The following is a 23,659-nucleotide window of genomic DNA, read 5'->3' on the forward strand; positions in this document are numbered from 1 at the left end:
GCAACAGGTTTTTGATTCTCTCCCACTGGTCATCTCGTAGTGCGTATCGGCGTGTCATCCTTTTTCTGTTATTTATGTTTTCTTCAACAGTTTTGATTCCAGTTTATCTAATTGATGACACACCCTAATTAATGAATTACAGAATCTATATTTACTCTCCAGTAATTGAAAGTCCATCAACCCAAATTCTAGGTGCAACACCACCTGGAGTTAATTCGACTTCTTTTTCTACACAAACAATCGACTTGAGAACTTCTAAGAAATCACCAGCAACAGTAGCTGATTCTATACTTGTCTTCTCACCTTTGTTAATTACCCAACCATCAAAAGGTAAAGAAAAAGAACCTTGTAAAGCTTTCACCCCGGCGTGCAGAGCGTGTAAATCATCAATTAAAATGACATTTTCCGCAGTTGCTAAACTAAATTCTTGCTCAGGGGTTGCAGCAGCAAAGACATGATAAAAGTTAGGACTGACGCTGACTTTTGCACCAATACTAGCATTACCCGTTGGTTGAGCATTGAGTCTTTTAGCTGTACCAGCACTGTGAAGAAAGCCTGTAAGTACACCATTCTCAATTAATTTTACTTGACGAGTTGGTGTGCCTTCGCCATCAAAAGTTTCGGCACCAATATTAGCCGGATGCAGTGCATCATCGTAGACTGAAATTAATGGCGAAGCAATTTCTTTGCCTAAATCATCAGGTGTAGACAAACTTTGCTTATCTAGAATGCTTTGAGCATTGAATAAATTAGAAAAAGCACCCAACAAATTTAAAAAAGCATCTGGAGAGAAGACAACTAAATATTTGCCGGACTTGACTTTTTCGTAGTTCAAGTGACTGATAGTTTTGTCTGCGGCTTCTTTGATACAACCATTAATATCAAGCTCATCAACACTGCGGCTGATTCTAAAACCATTCCCGCTACGAGGTTTTTTATCTTCTTCTTCTGTTTTGCTGTACAGATAAACTGATGCTATGGAGTGAGATTCGGTTCTAACTGCACCATCACTATTGAGATAAAATCTGTCAATATCTCTTTGTGCTAAACCATTGTAAGGTACACCTTGAATTGCTGGATGAGCAGACAGTAATTCTTTTTCTGCTACCAATAGTTTTTCTATTAGTTCAGAAACTGGGGCTTGGGGTGCTTTATCTTCTGATGGTTGAGCAATAGGAACTGTTGCTTCTGGACTAAAATCTGGAACGTTTTCTTTAACACCAAAGAAACTAGCTTCGTAGGCAGTTTTTAAGGCTAATTCTAATCCTTTGGGGTCTACATCTGTAGTGCTGGTAATGCCAATTGTGTTTTGTTCATTCCACACACGTACGGTAACGCCAGAGCGATTGGAAGCTTTAACTTGTTTTGGCTCACCCTGATCTACTTGGACGCTAGTTTCATCTATGGTTGAGCCATAAATGTCGAATTTTTTGATGCCAAGTTTATCAGCATTTTCCTTGGCGTAATTGGCGATTTCTGTGATATTTGGCATAGTCAAATTTTAGATTTTGGATTTTAAATTAGGCGTTGCATAATTGCGGGATGATTTATATCACGCAGAGGCGCAAAGACGCAGAGAGAATAAGGAGTTAAAAATTTCCAAGACATCAAATTCATCCCCTCATTCAGCAATGCCTTAAATTAACCGCAGATGGACGCAGATATCTGTGTGCATCTGTGGTTTGATATATGAATGATTAACGGCCGCCGACGGTGATAGAATCAACTTTGATGTGTGGTTGTCCGACTGTAGTGTAGATACTGCCACTAACGGAGCCACAGAAGCCGGGAGCTAATTCTAAATCTTGAGAACACATGGAAATTTTATTCATAATTTCCTTGGCTTCACCAATTAAAATTGCGCCTTTTAATGGTTTGGTAATTTTGCCATTTTCAATTAAATAAGCTTCATCAACACTAAAGTTAAATTGACCTGTAGCGCCAACACTACCGCCGCCCATTTTTTTACAGTAAATGCCTTTATCAATGGAGGCAAATAAATCTTCGTTGGTGTATTCGCCAGTGGCAATATAAGTGTTACGCATCCGGCTGGCAGCAGCAAAGGTATAATTTTGGCGGCGGCCGCTACCTGTTCTGGGGTGTCCGGTGCGCCAAGAACCTGCTCTATCTGCTAAGAAGTTTTTGAGAATGCCTTTTTCTATGAGTAATGTTCTTTGTGCTGGCATACCTTCATCATCCATATCGATTGTCCCGAAGGCATAATCAGAACGTCCTTCATCCCAAGCTGTTAAACTTTCGTGGGCGATTTTTTCGCCTTTTTTATCAGCAAAGGGGGTGGTGTTGCGCTCGATTTGGGTGGTTTCTAGTAGGTGTCCGCAGGCTTCGTGGAAGATTACGCCGCCAAAGTGATTGGCCATGATGATGGGGTAAGTACCAGATTCCACATAATCTGCATACAGCATTTTGCCAGCAGATTCAGCTATTTGCTCGGCGGCTTGGGTGTAGTCCCAGGTTCTGAGGAAGTTAGCATCGCTGGTATTTCCGGCACGTTCACCGATGGAAGAACGATTGGCACCATCAGCAGACAATAAGTTAAATCCTACCGATTGGGTGAGGCGAATGTCACGGGCAAAGGTGCCATCGCTAGAGGTGACTAAAACTTCTTGCCAGTCTCGGAAATAAGTGGCGCGGCGAGATTGGATATGACTGGCTTTTTTATTCAGAGCCGCAGTGCCATCTAAGAGGACTTCTCCCATTTCGCGGATAGAACTACACAGCCCCAACCAACCATCTTTACCCCTTTTACTGGCGTAGTCGCGCAATAATTCCAGGTTGATTTCTGGGATGAAGGAATAAGGGGCGGGTAGTTGCAACCCTAAAATGGAAAGTCCTTTTTCTAAAGCTGCTTTTAAGCCAGTAAAGGAAAGGTCGTTGGTACTAACATAGCAGTCGGCTTTGCCACGAAATACTCTTACACCTGCGCCTGTGGCTAAACTGGGCGAAATGCTGGTGATGGCATCGTCTTCTGCTAAACAACTAATGTAGTTGCGACGTTCTAAGAAAAATTCGATGAAGTCAGCACCGGCGGCGCGTCCTAGTCCCAAAAGGGTTGCCAGGGGGGCTTCCCATGTTTCATCGAATCGTTCTGTTGTGGAGGAGTATTTTAAAGTTGGTAGTTGGTTCGAGAGAAGTAGGGTACTTGTAAGCATGGGTAGCCTCGTCTGCTGGCTGAATTTCAGGGATTTAACAGAAAAATCCTAGTGTGTTCACTCTAGCAAATTTACCAAAATGCCGGAGGTAGTGGTTCCGCTACGCCTACCAAACGGGAGCAAGGGTGCAGAGGAGATAAACCTTATCCATGTATATACACAAATTGAAATTTGCCATGTATATACACTAATTAGCAACGGGAAAAAACTTTTTTCCATCTCTCCTACTCCCTTTCTAAGTTGCTTTGACGGGCAAAGATTTCAATCATTTCGCTGCGGCTCAGGTTATTTTCAGCCGCTAGTTCTGCGAGTTTTTCCCAGGCTGTATCTGTAAGTCTAATTGACCGTAACTGTTTAGGTTCTGATTTGTAATCTGTTTGAAATTTGCCGGAGGATGTGCGTTTGCGTCTTGGTGTTTTCTGTCTTGTACCGGCATATTTATCTGCAAGTTCAGTTTTAGGAGTTAGGTTAATGGTAATTAATTTAACTAAGTTATCAATTAGGCGATCGCGCTCCATTGGCACAATTTCTTGACCATGAAGCATATACTGAAGAATCATAAAATGTACTAATGCACCAATAAATATACGTGCAGCTACTAAAGGATCAGGTAATTGCAGTTCTGGATGGGCGGTAAAGTATTCACTCAACGAATCGAAACCGGGTTTTTCGATATGTTTGAGGAAAATTTGCGCTAAGGAAGGAAATCGCCCAGATTCCCCAATAATTAATCTCACGAAGTTTAGTGCTTCTTGTTCACTAGTCCCTTTATCTAAGACATTGATGGCTAAACGCCGCAACAAAATTTGTGGGTCGTCTTGGTAAAATTGCGGGTCTTGATAGTCAAATAGTGGCAGAATTTTTTGCCGTGCTAATTGCTCTACAAGGGCGGTAAATAAAGTTTCTTTATCTCGAAAGTAGCTGTAGATAGTTGTTTTTGATACTCCTGCTGCGGCTGCAACTTTATCCATTGTTGTCGCTGCATAGCCATTTTCGAGAAACTCTTGCATTGCTCCAGCGAGAATAGCATCAATTTTTTCATTGCTCATTGGTCATTTCGCCTAAAAATTTTCGAGTGACTCTTGACATTACTGGAATGAACAGTTTAGTTTAGTAATATCAAAACTAAACATTCTAGTTTAGTAAGAATTTAAAACAAAAGGGAGCTTACGGTGAGTAATGCCGCAGCAAAAGGTTCCGCATACTTTAAGCCTAACTCTCGCCAACTGATAATTTTGGCAGCTGCTTTAGGTATTGCGATCGCAGGTTATAAATTTTGGCAAGTGCAATCAAAGCCCACTCAGAACACAGCCACAACTGAGGTGAGTTTACCGCAAATTAAGACGGTGACAGCGTTAGGGAGACTAGAACCCAAGGGAGAGATCATTAAACTGTCGGCTCCTGCGGCTAGTCAAACTAGTCGAGTTGAGAAGTTGCTGGTAAAAGAAGGTGATACAGTCAAAGCTGGGCAATTAATTGCCATTTTAGATAACCGCGATCGCCTCCAGGCAGCTTGGCAAGAAGCTCAAGAAGCTGTAAAAGTAGCGAGGATAAATTTAGCGAAAGTGCAAGCGGGTGCGAAACAAGGCGAAATTACTGCCCAAACAGCCGAAGTTGCCCGTTTACAAGCCCAAAGTTTAGGTCAAGAAACCGAACAAAGGCAAACTATTGCGCGGTTAGAAGCACAATGGCAAGGTGACACGACTGCTCAACAGGCAACAATTAAAAGATTAGCGGCAGAATTAAAAAATGCTGAAGCCGAATTTCGGCGTTATCAGCAACTATATTCCGAAGGTGCAATTTCCCTTTCTACCTTTGACAGTAAACGCTTGAGTGTAGATACAATCACCCAGCAGTTGAGCGAAGCCAAAGCCAATCTAAACCGCATAGATAGTACTGGTAGCAAACAAATTAGTGAAGCCAAGGCAGCTTTAGATCGAATTACAGCAACAGGTAGCAAACAAGTCCAGTCAGCCGCAGCCAGTTTAAATAGTATTGCCGAAGTCCGCCCCGTGGATGTGCAAGCCGCAAAGGCAGAAATTAATCGGGCAGTTGCCGCCGCCAGCCAAGCCAAGGCAAACTTAGATCAAGCTTATGTGCGATCGCCCCAAGATGGTGTAGTCTTCGATATTCATACACGTTCTGGTGAACTAGTATCTAGCGATGGCATCGTGGAAATTGGACAAACTAACCAGATGTATGCAGTCGTAGAAGTTTATCAAAGCGATGTCAGCAAAATTCGTCCACAACAAAAAGTGCGAATATCCAGCAACTCTCTCCCTGGAGAATTGTCTGGAACCGTAGATTGGATTGGCTGGAAAGTCCAACGCCAAAATGTGATCAACACAGATCCCAGCGAAAATATTGACTCTAGAATCGTGGAAGTTCATGTGCAACTAGATGACGCTTCCAGCGCCAAAGCCGCCAAATTTACCAATTTACAAGTCAAAGCGGTAATTGAACTATGACAGGAATGATCCAAGAACTGCAACGCCGCACACCTTTGGGATGGCTGCAACTCAGTCATCATAAAAGCCGCTTGTTAGTTGCATTAGCTGGTATTGCCTTTGCTGATGTGCTGATTTTTATGCAGCTAGGTTTTCAGAATGCACTGTATGACAGCAACACCCGCCTAAATCGCGCCCTGGTTGCAGACATTATCTTGCTCAGTCCCCAAAGCCGGAATATGCAGAATTTAGCGACATTCTCTCGGCGACGACTGTTGCAAGCCGCAGATGTACCCGGTGTGAAATCAACTACATCCATGTATATCGGTTTATTGACTTGGAAAAATCCCCAAACCCGTAGCAAAACCTCCATGCAAGCCATTGGTTTTAACCCGGAACAATCAGCCTTAAACATTCCCGGAGTTCAAAGTCAATTAGACAAAATTAAACTACCAGATAGCTTCATTTTTGATCGCGCATCCAGAGGTGAATATCAAGAAGTTGTTCAGCAACTTGACGCAGGTAAAACTGTCACCACAGAAGTAGATAAACACACGATTAATCTGAGTGGTGGATTTACATTAGGTGCATCATTTGGTGCTGATGGCACATTAGTTTCTAGTGATGAAAACTTTCTACGCTTATTTCCAAAACGACAAGTAGGCAGTATTAATCTTGGTTTAATTAATATTCAACCAGGTTATGATGCCCAACAAGTTGCAGCAGCATTAAAATTACATCTCCAAAGTGAAGATGTCAAAGTATTAACCCGCGCAGAATACATCAAATTTGAAGAAGATTATTGGAAAACCGAAAGCCCGATTGGTTTTATCTTCAGTTTAGGTGTATCAATGGGTGTGATTGTGGGTGTGATTATTGTTTATCAAGTCTTATCAACTGATGTGAATGCCCATATTAAAGAATATGCCACATTTAAAGCAATGGGCTATCGCAATACCTACTTACTCGGAGTCATTTTTGAAGAAGCAATTATATTAGCCGTCTTGGGGTTTATTCCTGGCTTTATCTTCCCATTAGGACTTTATCAATTAGCTGCCACGGCGACGAACTTACCCATATATATGACCATAAGTCGGGCATTATTTGTGTTGATTTTAACAATAATGATGTGTAGTATCTCTGGAGCAATCGCCACTCGCAAACTCCAATCCGCCGACCCCGCCGATATGTTTTAAAAACTCATCACTCTCCGCGTCTCTGCGCCTCTGCGTGAGGTAAAAAACTCGATATGGAAACTAATTACTTTTCTAAACCTGTTATATCCATCCAAAATCTTGACCATTATTTTGGTCAAGGGCAACTGCGGAAACAAGTATTATTTAATATCAACCTCACCATTAACGCTGGTGAAATTATCATTATGACTGGCCCCTCCGGCTCTGGTAAAACTACATTATTAACCTTAGTAGGTGGCTTGCGTTCTGCCCAATCTGGTAGTTTACAAGTATTAAATCGAGAACTTTGTCATGCGAGTAGTGAAGAATTAACCCAAGCTCGACGCAGTAATGGATATATTTTCCAAGCTCATAACTTGCACGGTAGTTTAACAGCAATTCAGAATGTGCGTATGGGTTTAGAAGTACATCCGGGAATTGCACCCCAAGAAATGTTGACACGTTCCCAAGCAATGTTAGCCGCAGTTGGGTTAGAACATCGCCTGAATTACTATCCTGATAGCTTATCGGGTGGACAAAAACAACGGGTAGCGATCGCTCGTGCCTTAGTAAATCAGCCTAAAATAGTTTTAGCAGACGAACCAACAGCCGCCCTCGATAAACAATCTGGGCGCGATGTCGTAGAATTAATGCAAAAACTTGCCAAAGAGCAAGGCTGTACAATTTTGCTAGTCACCCACGACAACCGGATTTTAGATATTGCTGACCGAATTATTTACATGGAAGATGGACATCTGGTGAGAGATGGGGTGAGTGCTGTAGCTATGGAAAATTAATATCGCAAGTTGAATACTCATCATGCTTTGCTTAAGGTAAAGAAGTATTTAGCTGGGCGACAGGTGAGTTATGGAATGCAATCAAAATCAGGCTGAAACATTGGCGGCTTTACAAGAATTAATTGATGTGGTGGCAAAATTGCGATCGCCTGATGGTGGTTGTCCTTGGGATTTGGCACAAACTCCCCAAACTCTCATACCTTACGTGATTGAAGAAGCTTACGAAGTGGTGGACGCGATTAAAAGTGATGATCAAGCAGCAATTACTGAAGAATTAGGCGATTTACTTTTACAAGTTGTTTTACAAGCCCAAATTGCCAGCGAATATCAGCAATTTTCCCTCAAAGAAGTCGCCCAAGGCATTTCCCAAAAACTCATCCGTCGCCATCCCCATGTTTTTGGTGATGTGTCAGTACAGAATGTAGATGAAGTGCGGCAAAACTGGGAACAAATCAAAGCGACGGAAAAAGGTGAACCAACCCCAGAGAAACACCAGCTCAGTGCTAAACTCAGTCGCTACGGACGCACTCTTCCCCCGTTGATGGCGGCGATGAAAATTTCCCAAAAAGCGGCGGCGGTAGGCTTTGAATGGGAAAACATTGATGGTGTGTGGGCAAAGTTTCACGAAGAGTTGGCAGAGTTTCAACAAGCTTTGGCGGAGGAAACACCAGAACGTCAAGAATCAGAATTAGGGGATTTATTATTTGCTGTGCTGCAACTTGCCCGATGGTATAATCTTGACCCTAGCGCCGCTTTGCAAGGGACAAATCAGCGATTTGTCCAAAGGTTACAAAAAATGGAGGCAGTGGTTGACCGCCCCCTTTCTGATTACAGTTTGGATGAGTTAGAAACGCTCTGGCAACAGGCAAAAGCCCAACTTGCCAAGGAGCCTTAATACATACCAGTTTACAGTTTGATGGTAACAGTCTTAACTTCGGTGTATTGCTGTAAGCCATATTCACCTAGTTCACGACCGATACCCGATTGCTTGAAACCACCAAAGGGTGCAGCAGCATCGAATACGTCGTAGCAATTAACCCAGACTGTACCTGCGCGGAGATTGTTAGCGATCGCATGAACTTTGGTAACATCCTGTGTCCAGACGGCGGCGGCGAGTCCGTACATGGTGTTATTTGCCCGTTCGATGACTTCGTGAATATCCTTGAATTTAATAATGCTCAGTACAGGGCCAAAGATTTCTTCTTGGGCAATTTTCATATCATCACGTACATCAGCAAAAACCGTGGGGGCAATAAAGTAACCTTTGTCGCCTACTTGTTGTCCACCACAAAGCATCTGAGCGCCTTCTCGCATCCCAGATTCGATGTAACTCATGACTTTGTTAAATTGCTCTTGGTCTACCTGCGGCCCTTGGTCTGTCGCAGAATCAAAGGGATCGCCGACAATTCGCTGTCTAGCTTTTTCCACAGTTCTAGCCACAAATTCGTCGTAACATTTTTCTTCGACAAATAGCCGCGAACCTGCACAACAGCATTGACCTTGGTTAAAGAATAAAGCTTCGTGAGAACCTGCGATCGCTGCATCCATGTCTGCGTCAGCAAACACAATATTCGGACTCTTACCACCAAGTTCTAAGGTGACACGCTTTAAGTTACTTTTCGCAGCCGCTTCCATAATCAGGTGTCCTACTTCTGTAGAACCTGTGAAAGCAACTTTGTCGATGTCTCGATGATATGCGATCGCCGCTCCAGCCGTTGGGCCGTATCCTGATAAAAGATTGACTACCCCTGGGGGAAAACCAGCCTCAATAATTAACTCTCCCACCCGCAATGCTGATAACGGTGTTTGTTCCGCCGTTTTCATCACTACAGTATTACCAGTTGCCAAAGCTGGGGCTAATTTCCACGCCTGCATTAACAAGGGGAAATTCCACGGGATAATTTGCCCAACTACCCCCACAGGCTCATGACGGGTGTAGCAAAAATAAGGGCCGTTAATTGGGATAGTTTTACCTTGGACTTTATCAGCCCAACCTGCATAGTAGCGATAACAGGCAATAACTAAACCCAAGTCTCCTAAAGAATTTTGTAATGGTTTGCCGTTATCTAGGGTTTCTAGTCGCGCTAACTCGTCAATATTCTGCTCAATTAAATCAGCTAACCGATAAAGCAACTCACCCCGACGGGTTGCAGACATATTGCGCCATTCCCCACTTTTAAAGGCTTGACGCGCTGCTTGCACGGCTTTATCGACATCGGCTGCATCTGCTTCTGCCACTTGGCAGATCATATCACCTGTACTTGGATTGATTGTTGCAAATCGGCGACCGCTGACACTATCTACCCACTCATTATTAATCAGCAGTTTGGTTGAGCCGATTTTGACCTGCTGTTTCGGTTCTTTCGTTGTAACCATCAGGCCCTCCTAAAGTTTTTGGAGAAAAATTGGCTGAAATCTATTAATTATGTTGTCTGGAATACAGTATTATGAACAATTTTCTTTATAAATCTTTTGATTTTCCCCGAATGAACAGAAATCAGGAGTCATAATATCTCACAAAAAAGAGCAAAAACGTCTGCACTCTGGGTTCACAAGAATGCAATATTTCTATGTTAGGACTTACGCAGACTCTATGATTTCTTGGCGTTCTTGGCGACTTGGCGGTTCGATAAATTAAGCTTTGTGGGAATTTTTGCGTAAGTCCTGTATGTGTCTGACAAACTGACCAATGACCAACTATTTAAACTACGCGCTGCAAGCTTTGAGTATTTTAGGATAATGACATAGCAAGAGATTAGGATTGGGTCAATTCATCTATGTATCTCAGCAACAACCCAAAAGATTGGTCATGGCAGTTTTGGCCTGTTGTTCCCTTTTATCCCTACAACCAACGGCGAACACTTTGCCAAGAAATTGTGAAAGATACAATTTGGACATTCGACCAACTGCATGGCATTCTCTACACTATTGTGCCGATTCGGATGACTGTGGTGAAGCTGACAGGTGGTGGTTTGTTGGTTTATGCACCTGTAGCAGCAACTAGAGAATGTGTGCGGATGGTGCAGGAATTGGTAGCAAAACATGGTGAGGTGAAGTACATTATTTTACCAACCAGTTCTGGTCTTGAACACAAGGTTTTCGTCGGCCCCTTTGCGAGAAACTTTCCGCAAGCGCAGGTGTTTGTTGCGCCTCATCAATGGAGTTTTCCGTTTAATTTACCACTGAGTTGGCTAGGGTTTCCCCAAAACAGAACTCAGCAACTACCAGAAGATGCGAGTCTTGCGCCGTTTGCAGATGATTTTGAGTATGAAGTGTTAGATATTAACTTGGGACGAGGTTCTTTTGTGGAAGTGGCATTTTTTCACAAGCGATCGCACACCCTACTGTTAACCGATACAATCATCTCTATCTCGGAAAATCCTCCAGCTATCTTGCAATTAGACCCATACCCCTTGCTATTTCACGCCAGAGAAAATGCCCTCCAACCCATTGAAGATAACCCCGCAAACCGCCTTAAAGGATGGCAGCGTATTGCCTTATTTGCGATTTATTTCCGTCCCAGTGCATTAGATATCACAGGACTCGGTGAAAGTTTCCGCGAAGCTTGGCAAGCCCCAAACCATTCTCGTAAAGCATATTTCGGTTTATATCCATTTCGTTGGCAAACAAATTGGCAAGAGTCATTTTATGCTCTGAGTGGTAATGGTCGTCCATTTGTCGCCCCCATTTTGCAAACTCTCATTCTGCCCCAAGCACCACAACAAGTCATCGACTGGGCTAACAAAGTTGCAAAATGGAATTTTCACCAAATTATTTCTTGTCATTTTGATGCGCCTATTGCTACCACTCCCCAGCAATTCCGCCAAGCATTTAGTTTCTTAGAAAAGCAGCCATCAGTCAGTGCAGAAAGTCAGCCTTGGTTAGAAAAAGACTGTCAATTCATCAAAGAACTAGAAGCAAATTTACTCAAGCAGGGTATCGCTACTCCGCCCAAGGAGAAGGTGTAATACCATTGGGAAGAGGCAGGAGGCAGAAGGCAGAAGGAGAAAGATTTGCTGAAACTTCTTCCAACTCAGCACTCAGCACTTTCAAGTCAGGAAAGAAGAGGGTTTTAGCCTTCCCTGGGAGAGTAGCAGCAGGCGATAGAGTTCCACCAGCAGTCTTTGGAAATATCAAGGGAGATAGGCGATATTCGCGGGGAAGCAAACGCTTGGTATAACTTAGGTTTGTCATTAGAAAACGTCAACCGAGAATCAGACGCGCTTGGTGCTTATCGCAATGCTCGTGAACTATATCAAAAAATGGGACTCGATGCCGATGTGCAAGATTGCAATGATAGAATTGAGCGTCTATCTCAACCACAAACACCTGTAGTTTCTCGCCGTGGTTTTTGGGCGTGGTTGCGTCGGTTGTGGCGTTGGCTTCGCTCTTGGTTGCGGCAGTAAAATAGTTCGCTATATATGAAAAAATAATAACTGAGCTATATTCTCACTATATGCTGCACAAATATCTACCAAAACCACTGGTTTGTCTGTTAACTATGGGATGGTTGATACAACCTATTACTGCTCACTCCCCATATTTAACCTATAATGACAACTATGCAAGCTTATCTCAGCAGTCTTTACTAATAAGCCAATTTAGACCAGGCGATAGTTGTGAAGCCAACGATAACTTAAGTTTATTTGCTGATACTTTTATTAGTGTGTGCCGCAAAGCATCAATTAGACGAGAGTTTCCCAGCGAGTTTTTGAAATCTTATTTAGAAGACATCAAGAACAACAAGTCTGCTGTTGGTAAAAAAGCTTGGAAGTTATTAAATGATGGCAGATTCAAAAAATAACTTTGGAGAATTATTGATGAAAACCGAAAGCATAAATAAAAAAGAATCTTTCTACATAGCGATAATTCTCTACAAATCATCTTCAGACAAACCTGATTATCAGCCTTTGTACCAAGAAAGCTTTGTTTTAATAAAATCCACTTCTTTAGAAGCAGCAAAAGCTAAGGCTGTGGAGTATGGTAAGAATGAGAGTGTCAGCTATAAAAATGAAAATGGAGAAACTATTACTTGGTCGCTGCAACAAGTAGTAGATGTTAACTCAGTTTTGGATGATGACCTTGATTCTTCCGAAAATGGTATTGATTTATATACCCGCCATTTCCGCAATTACGAAGCTTACCAATCATTTGAACCTTTATTGTCTAACGAGGAATTGTAGGATTTTATCATTAACCGAGAATCAAACGCACTGAGTGAGCGATCCGCAATGCTGTGAAATATATCCAAACACCTGTAGTTTCTCGCCGTGGTTTTTGGGTATGGTTTCGGCTATATAGGTATATGGCAACAGTACACAATTTCTGTAATTACTGTTTCTGAAATTATCAAGAGATGGAAGAGAATAAATCGCAATGACCGCATTCAAGAGTTTTTAGCAGATTTATCTCAACTAGAAATCTTGCCTTTAAACCAAAGCTGTGCAGAACTTTCAGGTTTGATTCAAGCGGATTGAGAAACATCAGGACAACCAATCGGATTAGCAGATGTCTTAATAGCTGCTACAGCGATCGCAAATAACTTAATTTTAGTCACAGGTAATACTAAACATTATCAAACAATCCAAGTATTAGGATACCCTTTAGTAATTGATAACTGGCGAGGATGAGTTTTTTATTCAACAAAATGAGATGCTTCCTAATTTCATACTTCATACTTCACACTTCTGACTTTAGTGTATGAGTATAAATCAGGAGCAAATTCCTGTCATACAACGTCAGATTACGTAAATATTACTAAAGTTTAGGTTTGACTCGATGTCCAACAGTCTTAGGGGTAAACTGCCACTTTTACTGACATTTTGCTTAGTTACTAGCTTGTTACCTGCCTCTGGTGCGGTATTATGTCCAGCGATCGCTAATAACAACTACCTTGCTGATCGAGATTATGGCAGAAATGGGAGTAAAGGGACAAGTGGGCGATCGGGGAGAGACGGCCGCGACGGTCAAAATCAAACTATTTTTGTCGATGGTTCAGCAGCCAACCTCGATTTATCTGGTCAAGATGGTGAGGATGGCGAAAACGGCGGATATGGTTATCGCCCTGACTGCGGTTATCAACCAGAGAACAAAAATCATGATATTCAAGCAGCAAATGGTGGTGCTGGTGGCGATGGCGGTAAAGGCGGAAATGGCGGAAATGGCGGTTCTGTTACGGCTTATTACACTAATTTAGCCGACTTACGCAAAATTCTGGTGCGTGCTACCCCAGGGGAAGGCGGACGCGGTGGACGTGGGGGTAGTGGGACGACTGGTTGCAATTGTCGCAGGCGCAGTTGGGAAGTGCAAACCTGCAAAGGTACTCCTGGGAGTTCTGATTACAAATGTACTAAGAAGCGTTACAGATGTTATGACGGGCGGAATGGAAGCAACGGTAGCGACGGTAGCGATGGTAATACCGGACGCTTGGGAGTGTTGAGTATTGTCAATAGTAAAGAACCCTTGGCGGCTGACACTCCTAGCATCAAGCTGTCAATTCCCGAACTTGCCGGTAAACCATTCCCACTCTCAAAAAATAAATGGAATCTGCGTACAGGTGCAGCTTCATTACTTGCCCCTGGTTCTATCATTGCTGATGAATACCGCGAATTTGACCAGCGTTTAGAAGAGTCGTTTCAGTTAGTTTGGCAGGAAAAACAACCGAGTCAAAGTTTTAGTAATCAAGCTGTCACAGTCGCTTTAAATGATAGTAAACAACTAGAAGTGACTTTTCCTGAAGATTTGTGGGTTGATGCTAACAGTCAAAGTGAGAATAATTTGACAACTTATACCGTGAATCACGCAATTCTCAAACAAGATGTGACTCGGTTAGCAGTAGCTGAATTTGCTGGTGCGGGAGAAAATCTCAATTTAAAAATTGTCGATTTAGCAGCAAAATCTGATGTTCTGCAAACTAAATTTCGCGTGAAATTCCGGGCGCGAGATAACTCTGGGGGGTTCTCTGATTATCAAACTGTTTATACAGGTGATTTTCCACCTGAATTTGTCACCCGTGACTATAATCGTTTTATTTTGGCGTTAGGTAAGTTAAAAATACCAGAAAATGCCCTAAGTCCTGGTATTAATGTTGATATTGAAGTGACAGCAACACGTTCATTAGGCGGACGTTCCGCCAAGCAAACTATTAACTGGCAAAGTGCAATTCGTCAGCCTAGTACAACAAGGTAAAAGTAAAAAGGTAAAAGGCAAAAGGTAAAAGGCAAAAGAAATAATAACGATACAACAAGCCTTTTAGCAATTTTTTATAGTCTGTTTATTTATGCCGACTTGTACTATATAAAAGGTTAACTCGATTTTTTGTTTTCAGAAATCATCTGTGCTAGTAGAGAACCCATGAAATCTAAAAATTGATCTAATAAAGTGCCGATAATACCAATGTAGAGTAATACCTGAACCATGCTATTAGTATTACCTGCTTTGTAGCTTTCCCAGAGAATAAATCCTAATCCTCTGGGGCCAATTAGCATTTCTATGGCTATAACTGTAAACCACGCTACCCAAATACCAACTTTCAATGAATGAAATACATGAAATATGGCAGCCCGAAAGTTATTATTTTGTCTGCGAAAATGCTGTAAACCGATAGCTACATTAATGATAACTGTCCAAAATGTTGCAAGAAATATCACCATTACTGATGCAGGTTCACTATCTTGAAATAAGATGAGGGCAATTGGCAGTAGGGCTAAAGGCGGAATGCTATGTGGTATCTGAAATATCCTTCTAAAAATCTGATAAACTGTAACATTTATGCCAATAAAATATCCAATGAAACTGCCGAAAACAGCAGCCGGAATGTAACCTACAAATAGTTTTTGTAAGCTGGCTAAAAAGTCTAAAAATAAAGTCTGTTCCATGCCTCAGTTTTTATTTGGAACGTTTATATAGCAATCCTATCTGAGTTGTGAAAAAGTATTCTTTTTAACGAACCGCAAAGGACGCAAAGGACACAAAGAAGGAAAAGAAAGAGAATTTCACAAATGATTTAGGATTGCTATATATTACTGTGGCAATTAATAAAAAACAGTCAATAGATAACCCAGGAGAATGGAAAGAATTCAGAAGTCAGAATTTAATAACAAGAACATTTTTTAGAGCATGAATTCCTAAATTTTACTTTACCAGAGAATAAAATTAGGCTCACAAAAATAAATAAAATCTCAATAATTGGTGAAGAACAAGATCCCCGACTTCTTAAAGAAGTCGGGGATCTGAATATCTAACTAATTTTTTACAGAATTTCAACAGCAAGTTATCGAGTCATGATGTCTCAAATATTATAGACAACTGATGGTTGCGCTATCTCTGTAACTTGTGCATGATCATCTGCTGATTGATTAACTCGATTTAGCCATCTTTCAGCTTTGGAGTAGTTATCTTTCTGTACTTGTTTGATGGCTTGTTTATAGTTGAGGGTTACGCCCCAAACATCAGAGACGAAGCGTTTTTCCTGTTTCATTTTGTCAAAGAACTGGATAGCTTCTAACAGTGATAAACCACCTTCAGCATTAGCGATCGCTAACATAACTTCATAAACATCATCGGCCATTTTGGCATCGCCGCAAACGTAATAGTGGCATTTTGGATGACTCAGCAGTTGCCAGATTTCTTTGGGTTTGCGCTGCATCAAGCTCTGCACATAGATTTTCTCAGCACCTTGGCGAGAAAATGCCACGTTTAATTCTGACAGCACGCCCTGACTGTACCATGTCTGCAATTGTTCTTGATAAAGGAAGTCTTGGTGATTGCGACAACCAAAGTATAAAGTTGCATCTGCTAGGGTTTGTTCTTGCCGCGCCAAGGCTTCTCTGTATTGTAAGAAGCCAATTAAAGGTGAAACTCCTGTACCTGGCCCGACCATCAGCATCATTGCCTCTGGGTCACTGGGTGGACGGAAACTGGAGGTACGCACATCAATTCGCACTTTGGTTCCTGGTTGCAGTCCAGCGAGGTAATTAGAACATAGTCCCTGACGGACTTTGCCTGCATCGGTCTTAATTTGCAACACCCCGACGGTGATTTGAATTTGCTGGGGATGCAATAACGGACAGGAGGAAATGGAGTACAGACGTGGTTTTTGTTTTGGTAGTAATTCTAGTAAAGCGGCAAGGGTAATGGTCGCACCCGGAAATTCATCGAATAAATCAGCCACGCTCATGTAATTGTCGGTGATGTTTTTGGTGAGCGCAATGCTGTCGGGGTGGTCTTCACCTTGGCGAAGAATTTCTAACCAAGTTTCCAGGCGTTGTTTTTCTGCGGGGTTTGAGGTAGCAAAATGTAAATATGCCAATAAATCATTGAATGGTTCCCGCAAAGCTAAATCTAATTCTTCTGACAAAACATGACCAACGGTTGCAGGTACGGCAACTGGTGGTTTATCTTCGGTTTCCTGGCCATCGCCGGTGACGTAACTGGCACTAAAGTAGGTGTCGGGTGTCAGATTCAGGCGATCGCAAATTCGCTGTACCAATTCTGGGGGATTATTGGGATATACTGCCACATGATCACCTGTTTCATAGTTGAGGTGAGTATTGGCAATATCAAAGCTAATAAACCGGGTGGAACGGCTACCGGGAACAACTTCTTGCAACAATTCTTGATTAGCAATTACAGGTACTTCTATCCCCCGTTCGCCACTCTCCGCCACAGCCAAGTTTTCGCCAGCGTTACCAGTGAGGAATTTCACCTGTAATTGAGGTGCGTTAATAGTCGTCCCATCCGCCGCAGTCGCATCTTCACCCAAGACACGGCTAATTAATCTCAGCCATTGTTTGAAGGTATCAGCTTGGCCTTTGATTTCGTCGGCTTTATGTAGAGGCACAATACAGTTAGCACCGGAACGCGCCAAGGCTTTATCCACAGCAATTCCCGCCGCACAGAATTGTTCATAAACTGTGCTACCCAGTCCCAAAACAGAATAATTTAAACTCATCAATGAACCGGGGGGTTGCTTTCTCAACCAGAACAAGAATTGTTTACCGTTTCCTGGCATTTCCCCATTTCCAAAGGTGGAGGTAACAATCAACACCAGTTTTTCGGAACTTAAATGAGTTTTGTCGTACTCATCCAACGCCATCACCTTGGGACGGTAACGATTTAATTGTCGCGCAGCCGTCCGGGCAAAACCTTCGGCGGTACCGGTTTCCGAGGCGTACAAAATCAAAATCCGGTCTTCTTTGTTGTCATCTTCTGCTAGAGATGTGGTGATTTTTTCTAAGTCAATGCCATCTTCTACTGCCCAGCGATCGGCGGCGTGATGATAAGCTGGCTCTAAATAAAAATCCCGTGTTTGGTGATGCCATACCGGACAAACACTACCGCCTGCGGGGGGCAGCACCCAACCCCATTCGGCTGGGCATTCTCGACCAGCTTTCTTTTCGCGCAAATCATGGGTGAGGTATTGGCGTGAGGCAGACTGGTGGTCTACCATTGTCACCTTAGCTTTTTGGAAAGAATGCAGGATGGCGATATTTAATTCTAAGGCCACGCGATCGCGCCATAAGGTATGCTCAGAACTGGTATCTAATTTCAGAATTTGGGCGATGTCTTCGAGTTTGTTGTAACGCCCTTCTTCTAAGAAGTCGCGCATCAGTTCTGTACCCATATACCAGCCATTGAAGGGTACACAGGCGTAACTAATCCCACCAATATCCAAGCGGAAATTACTGATGGCGGGAATTGCATACCAGCGCAACCCTAAAGACTTGAACTCGGCAATGGTGGGATGTTCAATATCGATTTCTAAAATTTCCTCTTGCGGGAATTCATACAGCTTCGGCTCCATTCCCGGCACTTCAATAACTATCGGTAAAATATCGTAGGGTGTGCGCGGTTCGGGTGGTTGCCAACCTAATTTTATGATGGCGTTGGTTAAATCTAAGTTAGCGCCATCGCCCATCACACTACCATCTGGTTGTTCGTAGGCGGCGTAACGTAGTAGTTGCGAATTCCACAGCCGCGGCCCCCAGCGTTCTTTGGGGAGTTTGGGACGAAACGCGGTCATAATCACTTGAACATTGCCGCCATTGGTGCCTAAGCGCAAATGTTCGAGTAATTCTTGAAACATTTCATCGGGGTCGGTCACATGGCGACAATCACGCACCACCATATTATTCCACTGAATCCGACCAATACATTTAGAAGCATTCCGCCAAGCTAACTGTGCGCCATAAGCCAATTCTTCGTAGGTGTGATTATAAGTCCGGGTGGCTTTAATTTCGGCTTGAATTTCTGCCCAACGTCGCGCTCGATGTTCTGGTTCCCAACCTTGTTCACTAGCAATTACTTCCAAGAATTGCTCGGCTTTTTTCAGTAATCGCTCTTCATTTAGCTTGGGCAATTTCATCACATTGGTGACGCGATTAAACAATGTCTGCCAAGCCCGCCGCAATTCTGGGCTAAAATTCGGCACATATTTTTCAAACAAGACAAACATTGTGTCAGAAATGGCAGGATAAGCACAAGATGGCACACCGACACTACCGTGAATTTGTCCCAATAACCGCAGTTCTAGCAACAGTTCATCTGTGCTTTCACTCCGCAAGCAACGCATGAGAAAGTCTAACGATTGGAACAGGTGTAGCGATAAATAATCAATATCGGCTCTGCCAAAAATTGGCAATACAAAGGGATATTTTTCAAACAAGGTTTGATAAAAGACCATCCCCATTTCTTGTTTATTTTGGCTAAATACCTGCCAAGTATCTGCCATTTGCTTGAGTAATTCTGGTGGTAAAGCAGCTTCGTAGCAACGTACTGCCTCTACCATCGGCACAATAATATTACTATTGAAAAACTTGTAAAGTGCGGAGTTGACACCTTTCGCTAAATCTTGGCGGTCATATTCTTCTAGATAAGGAATCGAAGGTAACATCCACATCCACACTTGTCGCGCTTTTACCCAGTGGTGAGGACGCATCCCAATATCCGCAAACAAAGCCCCGTAATCTTCGACGGTATCAAAGTCATCGCCTGTTTCGTAAGGTACACCTGTTAGAGGTTCGGAAATGATATTTTGAGTGTGGGGTTGGAGTTGGTGAATACAGTAGTCAAATAACTCATAAAAGTAATCTGTCATACTGTCGATCGCTTCCCCAAAAATATGTTCTAATTCTGGTTCTTCTAACAACAGCCGCTTTAAGAACTTTTCCATTTGCAGTTCTTTCCAAGCCCGCAGTTTATTCCAGACATCTTTGACAATTACTTCTTCTTGGGATGTCAGGTTAATAGGTTCAGGAATTTCAACTTCTTTGTCGATGGTGACGGTGGGTTTAAGTTGAAAACGTGACTGAATTGGCTGATTAGCTAACAGTTTGATGGTGTTGCTACCTGCTTCACCAACAGTTTGGGTGATTCTGGCTTTGAGGGTTAAGTGGGGTGCGAGACTCCAGGTAGTAATCGGAAATTCTAGTTCAATGGAGTTATGTCCATGCAGAAAATCTTGGGCTGCAAAGGTAACTGTCCCAGCATCTTGCCAAGGTTGGGTCATGTCGCCTTGACGGTAACACAGCGTAATAGCGATCGCGGAGTCTTTATAATTAGTGAAATTCACTAACCAGCTTGGCTGCATCCGCGAAAACAAATCTTTAGATAATATTTCTTGACCTTGCTCAGAGAGAATTTGTACACGACATTTATATTTAAAATCTCTGCCTGCGGGAAAATCGGCGGCTGATATCTCTGTTAAATGAATGAGTTGTTGAGTGTAATCCATGTTTAAAAATTACTGGGATAAATAGTTAAGTTTGACTTACACAGTGAAATTACAAATCAATGGTTTGGCAAGGGCGTAGGGATATAAGGGTATGTTTAGGTGAACAATCATCACACCCCGACACCCCAAAAATGCCAGTCTCAACCGACTAACTTTGTGTGTAATACCAATTCTTTATAAGGCTGCATAGAATTCGATCTCCCCTAAATCCCCCTTTTTAAGGGGAGTTAGGGGGCTCAAGATATGTGCAACTTCATATCGATTTGGTATAAGTTTGATTTGGTTACAAACTACTCTTGATAAGCCAAAAAGCCAAATTTTACAAAACAGAATTTACGAGTCAGCCAACGAATAAATCAGAAGAGATTGGAGGTTGCTTAATCAGTTGTGTAGAAAATCTCTAAGTAATTGACTCTAATTCTGGAACTATCATTTCTGGATACCTTTTCAACAGGTATTTACACATATATACTTAATCATAATTCCTTAAATGTGCATTAACTAAGTTAAAAGTTCCGTGCTAGATAATACTAGAACTAGCATTATACAATTTTTTAAGTGTAAATCACTACAAACTTGTCGCTAAATGTTACTTTTATGGTTATTAACTCAGGAGTTCCCCTTTTAGGATGGTAACTGCTTGACCAGAAAGAAGTACGCGATCGCCGCCGTCGTAATACAACTTAACTACACCACCGCGATGGGATGCTTGATAAGCCAAGAAAGTATTTTTACCCAAGCGATCGCGCCAAAACGTGGCTAAACAACAATGAGCGGCTCCTGTTACTGGGTCTTCATCAATGCCCAAGGCTGGGGCAAAAAACCGAGAAACAAAATCATATTCTGAGCCTGGATTAGTTGTGCTAGTAACAATCACACCATCTACCGGGAAAGTTTTCAGGAGTTGAAAATTCGGCTGCATTTGCTGTACTACATCTTCTGATGCTACTTCTACGAGATAACCGAGAGAATTTTGGTAAACAGCCTTGTAATTTACACCTAAAGCCGTACTGAGTTCCGATGGTGCATTAGTTACTTGTGAGTGATTAGCAGGAAAATCTAGTTCAATCCATTCATTTTGGTGCTTGGCAATCAATAAGCCACTTTTAGTATGAAATCTCGCCACCTCATCACTTGCTAAATGTCCTTGCGACCACAACACATGGGCGCTGGCTAAAGTTGCATGACCACAAAGCGGCACTTCTACAGATGGCGTAAACCACCGCAGATTAAAGCCATCATCTTGTTTCACCAAAAAAGCCGTTTCCGACAAATTCATTTCCTGTGCTACCTGCTGCATCCAGTCAGCGTCTTTTGGTGCAGGTAAAACACAAACAGCCGCAGGATTCCCCGCAAAAGGTTTATCGGTAAAAGCATCAACCTGAGTAATGATTTGTCCCATGAACTTACTCTAAAATATGGAAGCAATATATATCTACGAGAGTACATTAAAGATTTACGCAACTTCTCTACGTCACTTTGCGTCTGAAATTATGCAAATTCACCATATCTCCCACACCCTCAGTGATACTTTACGCCACAGACGGCAAAAACTAGCTCAATTAGTTGATTTCCCGGTAATTATCTGGTCAGGAAGCAGCAGCACCCGCAACTTTCGAGCTAATACCTATCCATTCCGCGCCAGCAGCCATTTTCTCTACTTTGCTGGTTTACCTCTACACAACGCCGCCATTCGCCTAGAAGCAGGCAAACTAGAGTTATTCATTGATGATCCCGAACCCGGTAGCGCCTTATGGCACGGTGAAATGCCCAAACGCGAAGAAATTGCCGCCAAAATTGGTGCAGATACGGCGAGAACTTTATCTGAGTTGAAACACCGTGGTCATGGTGCCGCCTCAATTCCTGTGCAGAATTATCGCACCAGCATTGTACAGTCCCAAATTCTGCACAGAGAAATTTCTTCACCTTATGATTTAGAAGGGTTAGATTTAGAGTTAGCCAAGGCAATTGTCAGTTTACGCTTGACTCACGATGGGGAAGCCTTAGCCGAATTACGTAAAGCTGCGGCTGTGAGTGTGGCTGCACACAAAGCCGGGATGGTAGCCACTCCCAAAGCAAAACAAGAAGCAGAAGTTAGGGCGGCAATGGAAGGGGTAATTATTGCCCAAAATATGACTACTTCTTACAACAGTATTGTGACCGTTCACGGTGAAGTTCTACATAATGAAGCATATCATCACCCACTGCAACCTGGTGATTTACTCTTGGCTGATGTGGGTGCAGAAACAGAAATGGGGTGGGCGGCTGATATTACCCGGACTTGGCCTGTGTCTGGTAAATTTTCCGCCACGCAACGAGATATATATAATGTTGTTTTAGCGGCTCATGATGCTTGCATTGCCAAAATTCGCCCTGGCGTAGAGTATCGAGATATTCATTTATTAGCAGCAACGGTGATTGCTGAAGGGTTAGTTGATTTAGGCATTTTACAAGGCAACCCCCAAGATTTAGTAGAAATAGATGCCCATGCCTTGTTTTTCCCGCATGGAATTGGGCATTTACTAGGTTTAGATGTGCATGATATGGAAGACTTGGGAGATTTAGCCGGATATGAAGATGATAGAACCAGGAGCGATCGCTTTGGCTTAAGTTACCTGCGTCTCAATCGTCCCCTACGTCCAGGAATGCTTGTCACAATTGAACCAGGATTTTATCAAGTCCCAGCAATTTTAAATGATCCCCAAAATCACGCTAAATATCAAAACATCATCAATTGGGAGCGTCTAGAACAATTTGCCGATGTTCGGGGTATCCGCATTGAAGATGATGTTTTAGTTACCACCGATGGCAGTGAAATTTTAACAGCCGCCTTACCAAATGATGCTGATACAGTAGAAGCTTTAGTCAACAGCCTGGATGGAGAGGCTAGAGGCTAGGAATTAGCCTATCTTCTGGGGACAAGGGGGATAGATTTTATATTCCGCAACCTATGATATTAAAAGGCTATTTAGGGACTTCCAGAAAACAAATTATCCAATAATGAAGAGTAAAGACAATGAGCAGATTCATTCTCCCTCTGCTCCCTCTGCTCACAATAAAGCCATAACACACCATTTTGCTCGGTGCGTTCAGTGTTGGGATATATTCTAAAAATCCACTCAGATGACTCTATGATTTTAAATCGAAAAAATAAATCTTTTCGATAATATTGTGGTATTATTTTATGTTTTTTTGTGAATTTTAGGACTAAGAGGCTATTTATAAAGTAAATCTAAAGGCGAGTAGGAGGGGATGACGGCAAGAATTAAAATACCTGATATGCAGTGTATTTACGTAATTGCTTATGGCACGAAAGTCTTATCCCACAGACTTAAAT

18 protein-coding genes are annotated in these 23,659 nt (G+C 42.5%); 11 read left to right on the forward strand and 7 right to left on the reverse strand.

Going from position 1 to position 23,659, the window contains the following annotated elements; genetic code table 11:
* Positions 1 to 151 precede the first annotated feature (151 nt).
* From H6G75_RS30350 to H6G75_RS30360, 3 genes are all read right to left on the reverse strand, one after another.
* Positions 152 to 1,492, reverse strand: coding sequence for a TldD/PmbA family protein (locus tag H6G75_RS30350; protein WP_190983612.1), 1,341 nt, complete (start codon positions 1,490 to 1,492; stop codon positions 152 to 154).
* A gap of 205 nt (positions 1,493 to 1,697) precedes the next feature.
* Positions 1,698 to 3,170 (reverse strand): TldD/PmbA family protein, encoded by a 1,473-nt coding sequence (locus H6G75_RS30355; RefSeq protein ID WP_190983613.1) that lies wholly within the window; start codon positions 3,168 to 3,170, stop codon positions 1,698 to 1,700.
* A 224-nt stretch (positions 3,171 to 3,394) separates the two neighbouring features.
* Positions 3,395 to 4,219 carry a TetR/AcrR family transcriptional regulator gene (locus H6G75_RS30360; RefSeq protein ID WP_190983614.1) on the reverse strand — a complete coding sequence of 275 codons (825 nt, stop codon included), beginning with the start codon at positions 4,217 to 4,219 and terminating at the stop codon, positions 3,395 to 3,397.
* Positions 4,220 to 4,342: 123 nt separating this feature from the next.
* On the opposite strand from H6G75_RS30360, the gene H6G75_RS30365 reads away from it, so the two are divergent.
* The 4 genes from H6G75_RS30365 to mazG all read left to right on the forward strand — a co-directional run bounded on the left by H6G75_RS30365 (position 4,343) and on the right by mazG (position 8,484).
* Positions 4,343 to 5,638 (forward strand): HlyD family efflux transporter periplasmic adaptor subunit, encoded by a 1,296-nt coding sequence (locus H6G75_RS30365; protein ID WP_190983615.1) that lies wholly within the window; start codon positions 4,343 to 4,345, stop codon positions 5,636 to 5,638.
* A complete protein-coding gene (gene devC / locus H6G75_RS30370; RefSeq protein WP_190983616.1) occupies positions 5,635 to 6,813 on the forward strand; it encodes an ABC transporter permease DevC in 1,179 nt (392 codons plus the stop codon). The genes H6G75_RS30365 and devC overlap by 4 nt, the downstream gene beginning before the upstream one ends.
* A gap of 53 nt (positions 6,814 to 6,866) precedes the next feature.
* Positions 6,867 to 7,589 carry a DevA family ABC transporter ATP-binding protein gene (locus tag H6G75_RS30375; protein ID WP_190983617.1) on the forward strand — a complete coding sequence of 241 codons (723 nt, stop codon included), beginning with the start codon at positions 6,867 to 6,869 and terminating at the stop codon, positions 7,587 to 7,589.
* A 70-nt stretch (positions 7,590 to 7,659) separates the two neighbouring features.
* On the forward strand, positions 7,660 to 8,484 hold the full coding sequence (mazG, locus tag H6G75_RS30380; RefSeq protein WP_190983618.1) for a nucleoside triphosphate pyrophosphohydrolase: 825 nt from the start codon (positions 7,660 to 7,662) through the stop codon (positions 8,482 to 8,484).
* A gap of 11 nt (positions 8,485 to 8,495) precedes the next feature.
* On the opposite strand, the gene H6G75_RS30385 is transcribed toward mazG, so the two are convergent.
* Positions 8,496 to 9,965, reverse strand: a complete 1,470-nt coding sequence (locus H6G75_RS30385) for an aldehyde dehydrogenase family protein (protein ID WP_190983619.1) — start codon at positions 9,963 to 9,965, stop codon at positions 8,496 to 8,498.
* A gap of 401 nt (positions 9,966 to 10,366) precedes the next feature.
* Here H6G75_RS30385 and H6G75_RS30390 point away from each other — a divergent pair, with 401 nt between their 5' ends.
* From H6G75_RS30390 to H6G75_RS30415, 6 genes are all read left to right on the forward strand, one after another.
* The gene (locus H6G75_RS30390) at positions 10,367 to 11,557 is read left to right on the forward strand and encodes a DUF4336 domain-containing protein (protein WP_190983620.1); all 1,191 of its coding nucleotides are present in this window, start codon (positions 10,367 to 10,369) and stop codon (positions 11,555 to 11,557) included.
* A 156-nt stretch (positions 11,558 to 11,713) separates the two neighbouring features.
* Positions 11,714 to 11,995: a hypothetical protein gene (locus H6G75_RS30395; RefSeq protein WP_242051702.1), complete on the forward strand. Its 282-nt coding sequence runs from the start codon at positions 11,714 to 11,716 to the stop codon at positions 11,993 to 11,995.
* Positions 11,996 to 12,045: 50 nt separating this feature from the next.
* Positions 12,046 to 12,393 carry a hypothetical protein gene (locus H6G75_RS30400; RefSeq protein ID WP_190983621.1) on the forward strand — a complete coding sequence of 116 codons (348 nt, stop codon included), beginning with the start codon at positions 12,046 to 12,048 and terminating at the stop codon, positions 12,391 to 12,393.
* A 16-nt stretch (positions 12,394 to 12,409) separates the two neighbouring features.
* On the forward strand, positions 12,410 to 12,772 hold the full coding sequence (locus tag H6G75_RS30405) for a DUF4288 domain-containing protein (protein ID WP_190983622.1): 363 nt from the start codon (positions 12,410 to 12,412) through the stop codon (positions 12,770 to 12,772).
* Positions 12,773 to 12,859: 87 nt separating this feature from the next.
* Positions 12,860 to 13,066: a hypothetical protein gene (locus H6G75_RS33315; protein WP_242051703.1), complete on the forward strand. Its 207-nt coding sequence runs from the start codon at positions 12,860 to 12,862 to the stop codon at positions 13,064 to 13,066.
* 301 nt (positions 13,067 to 13,367) lie between these two features.
* Positions 13,368 to 14,777, forward strand: a complete 1,410-nt coding sequence (locus tag H6G75_RS30415; protein ID WP_190983623.1) for a collagen-like protein — start codon at positions 13,368 to 13,370, stop codon at positions 14,775 to 14,777.
* Positions 14,778 to 14,893: 116 nt separating this feature from the next.
* Here the strand turns inward: H6G75_RS30415 and H6G75_RS30420 are convergent, their stop codons facing one another.
* From H6G75_RS30420 to H6G75_RS30430, 3 genes are all read right to left on the reverse strand, one after another.
* A complete protein-coding gene (locus H6G75_RS30420) occupies positions 14,894 to 15,466 on the reverse strand; it encodes an ABC transporter permease (protein ID WP_190983624.1) in 573 nt (190 codons plus the stop codon).
* A gap of 413 nt (positions 15,467 to 15,879) precedes the next feature.
* Positions 15,880 to 20,322 carry a nitric oxide synthase oxygenase gene (locus H6G75_RS30425; RefSeq protein ID WP_190983625.1) on the reverse strand — a complete coding sequence of 1,481 codons (4,443 nt, stop codon included), beginning with the start codon at positions 20,320 to 20,322 and terminating at the stop codon, positions 15,880 to 15,882.
* A gap of 604 nt (positions 20,323 to 20,926) precedes the next feature.
* Complete coding sequence (locus H6G75_RS30430; RefSeq protein WP_190983626.1) at positions 20,927 to 21,724, reverse strand: PhzF family phenazine biosynthesis protein; 798 nt, start codon at positions 21,722 to 21,724, stop codon at positions 20,927 to 20,929.
* 91 nt (positions 21,725 to 21,815) lie between these two features.
* Between H6G75_RS30430 and H6G75_RS30435 the strand changes: the two genes are divergently transcribed.
* The gene (locus H6G75_RS30435) at positions 21,816 to 23,219 is read left to right on the forward strand and encodes an aminopeptidase P family protein (protein ID WP_190983627.1); all 1,404 of its coding nucleotides are present in this window, start codon (positions 21,816 to 21,818) and stop codon (positions 23,217 to 23,219) included.
* Positions 23,220 to 23,659: the final 440 nt, after the last annotated feature.

It is taken from the genome of Nostoc sp. FACHB-280, assembly GCF_014697615.1.
GTDB lineage: Bacteria > Cyanobacteriota > Cyanobacteriia > Cyanobacteriales > Nostocaceae > Nostoc_B.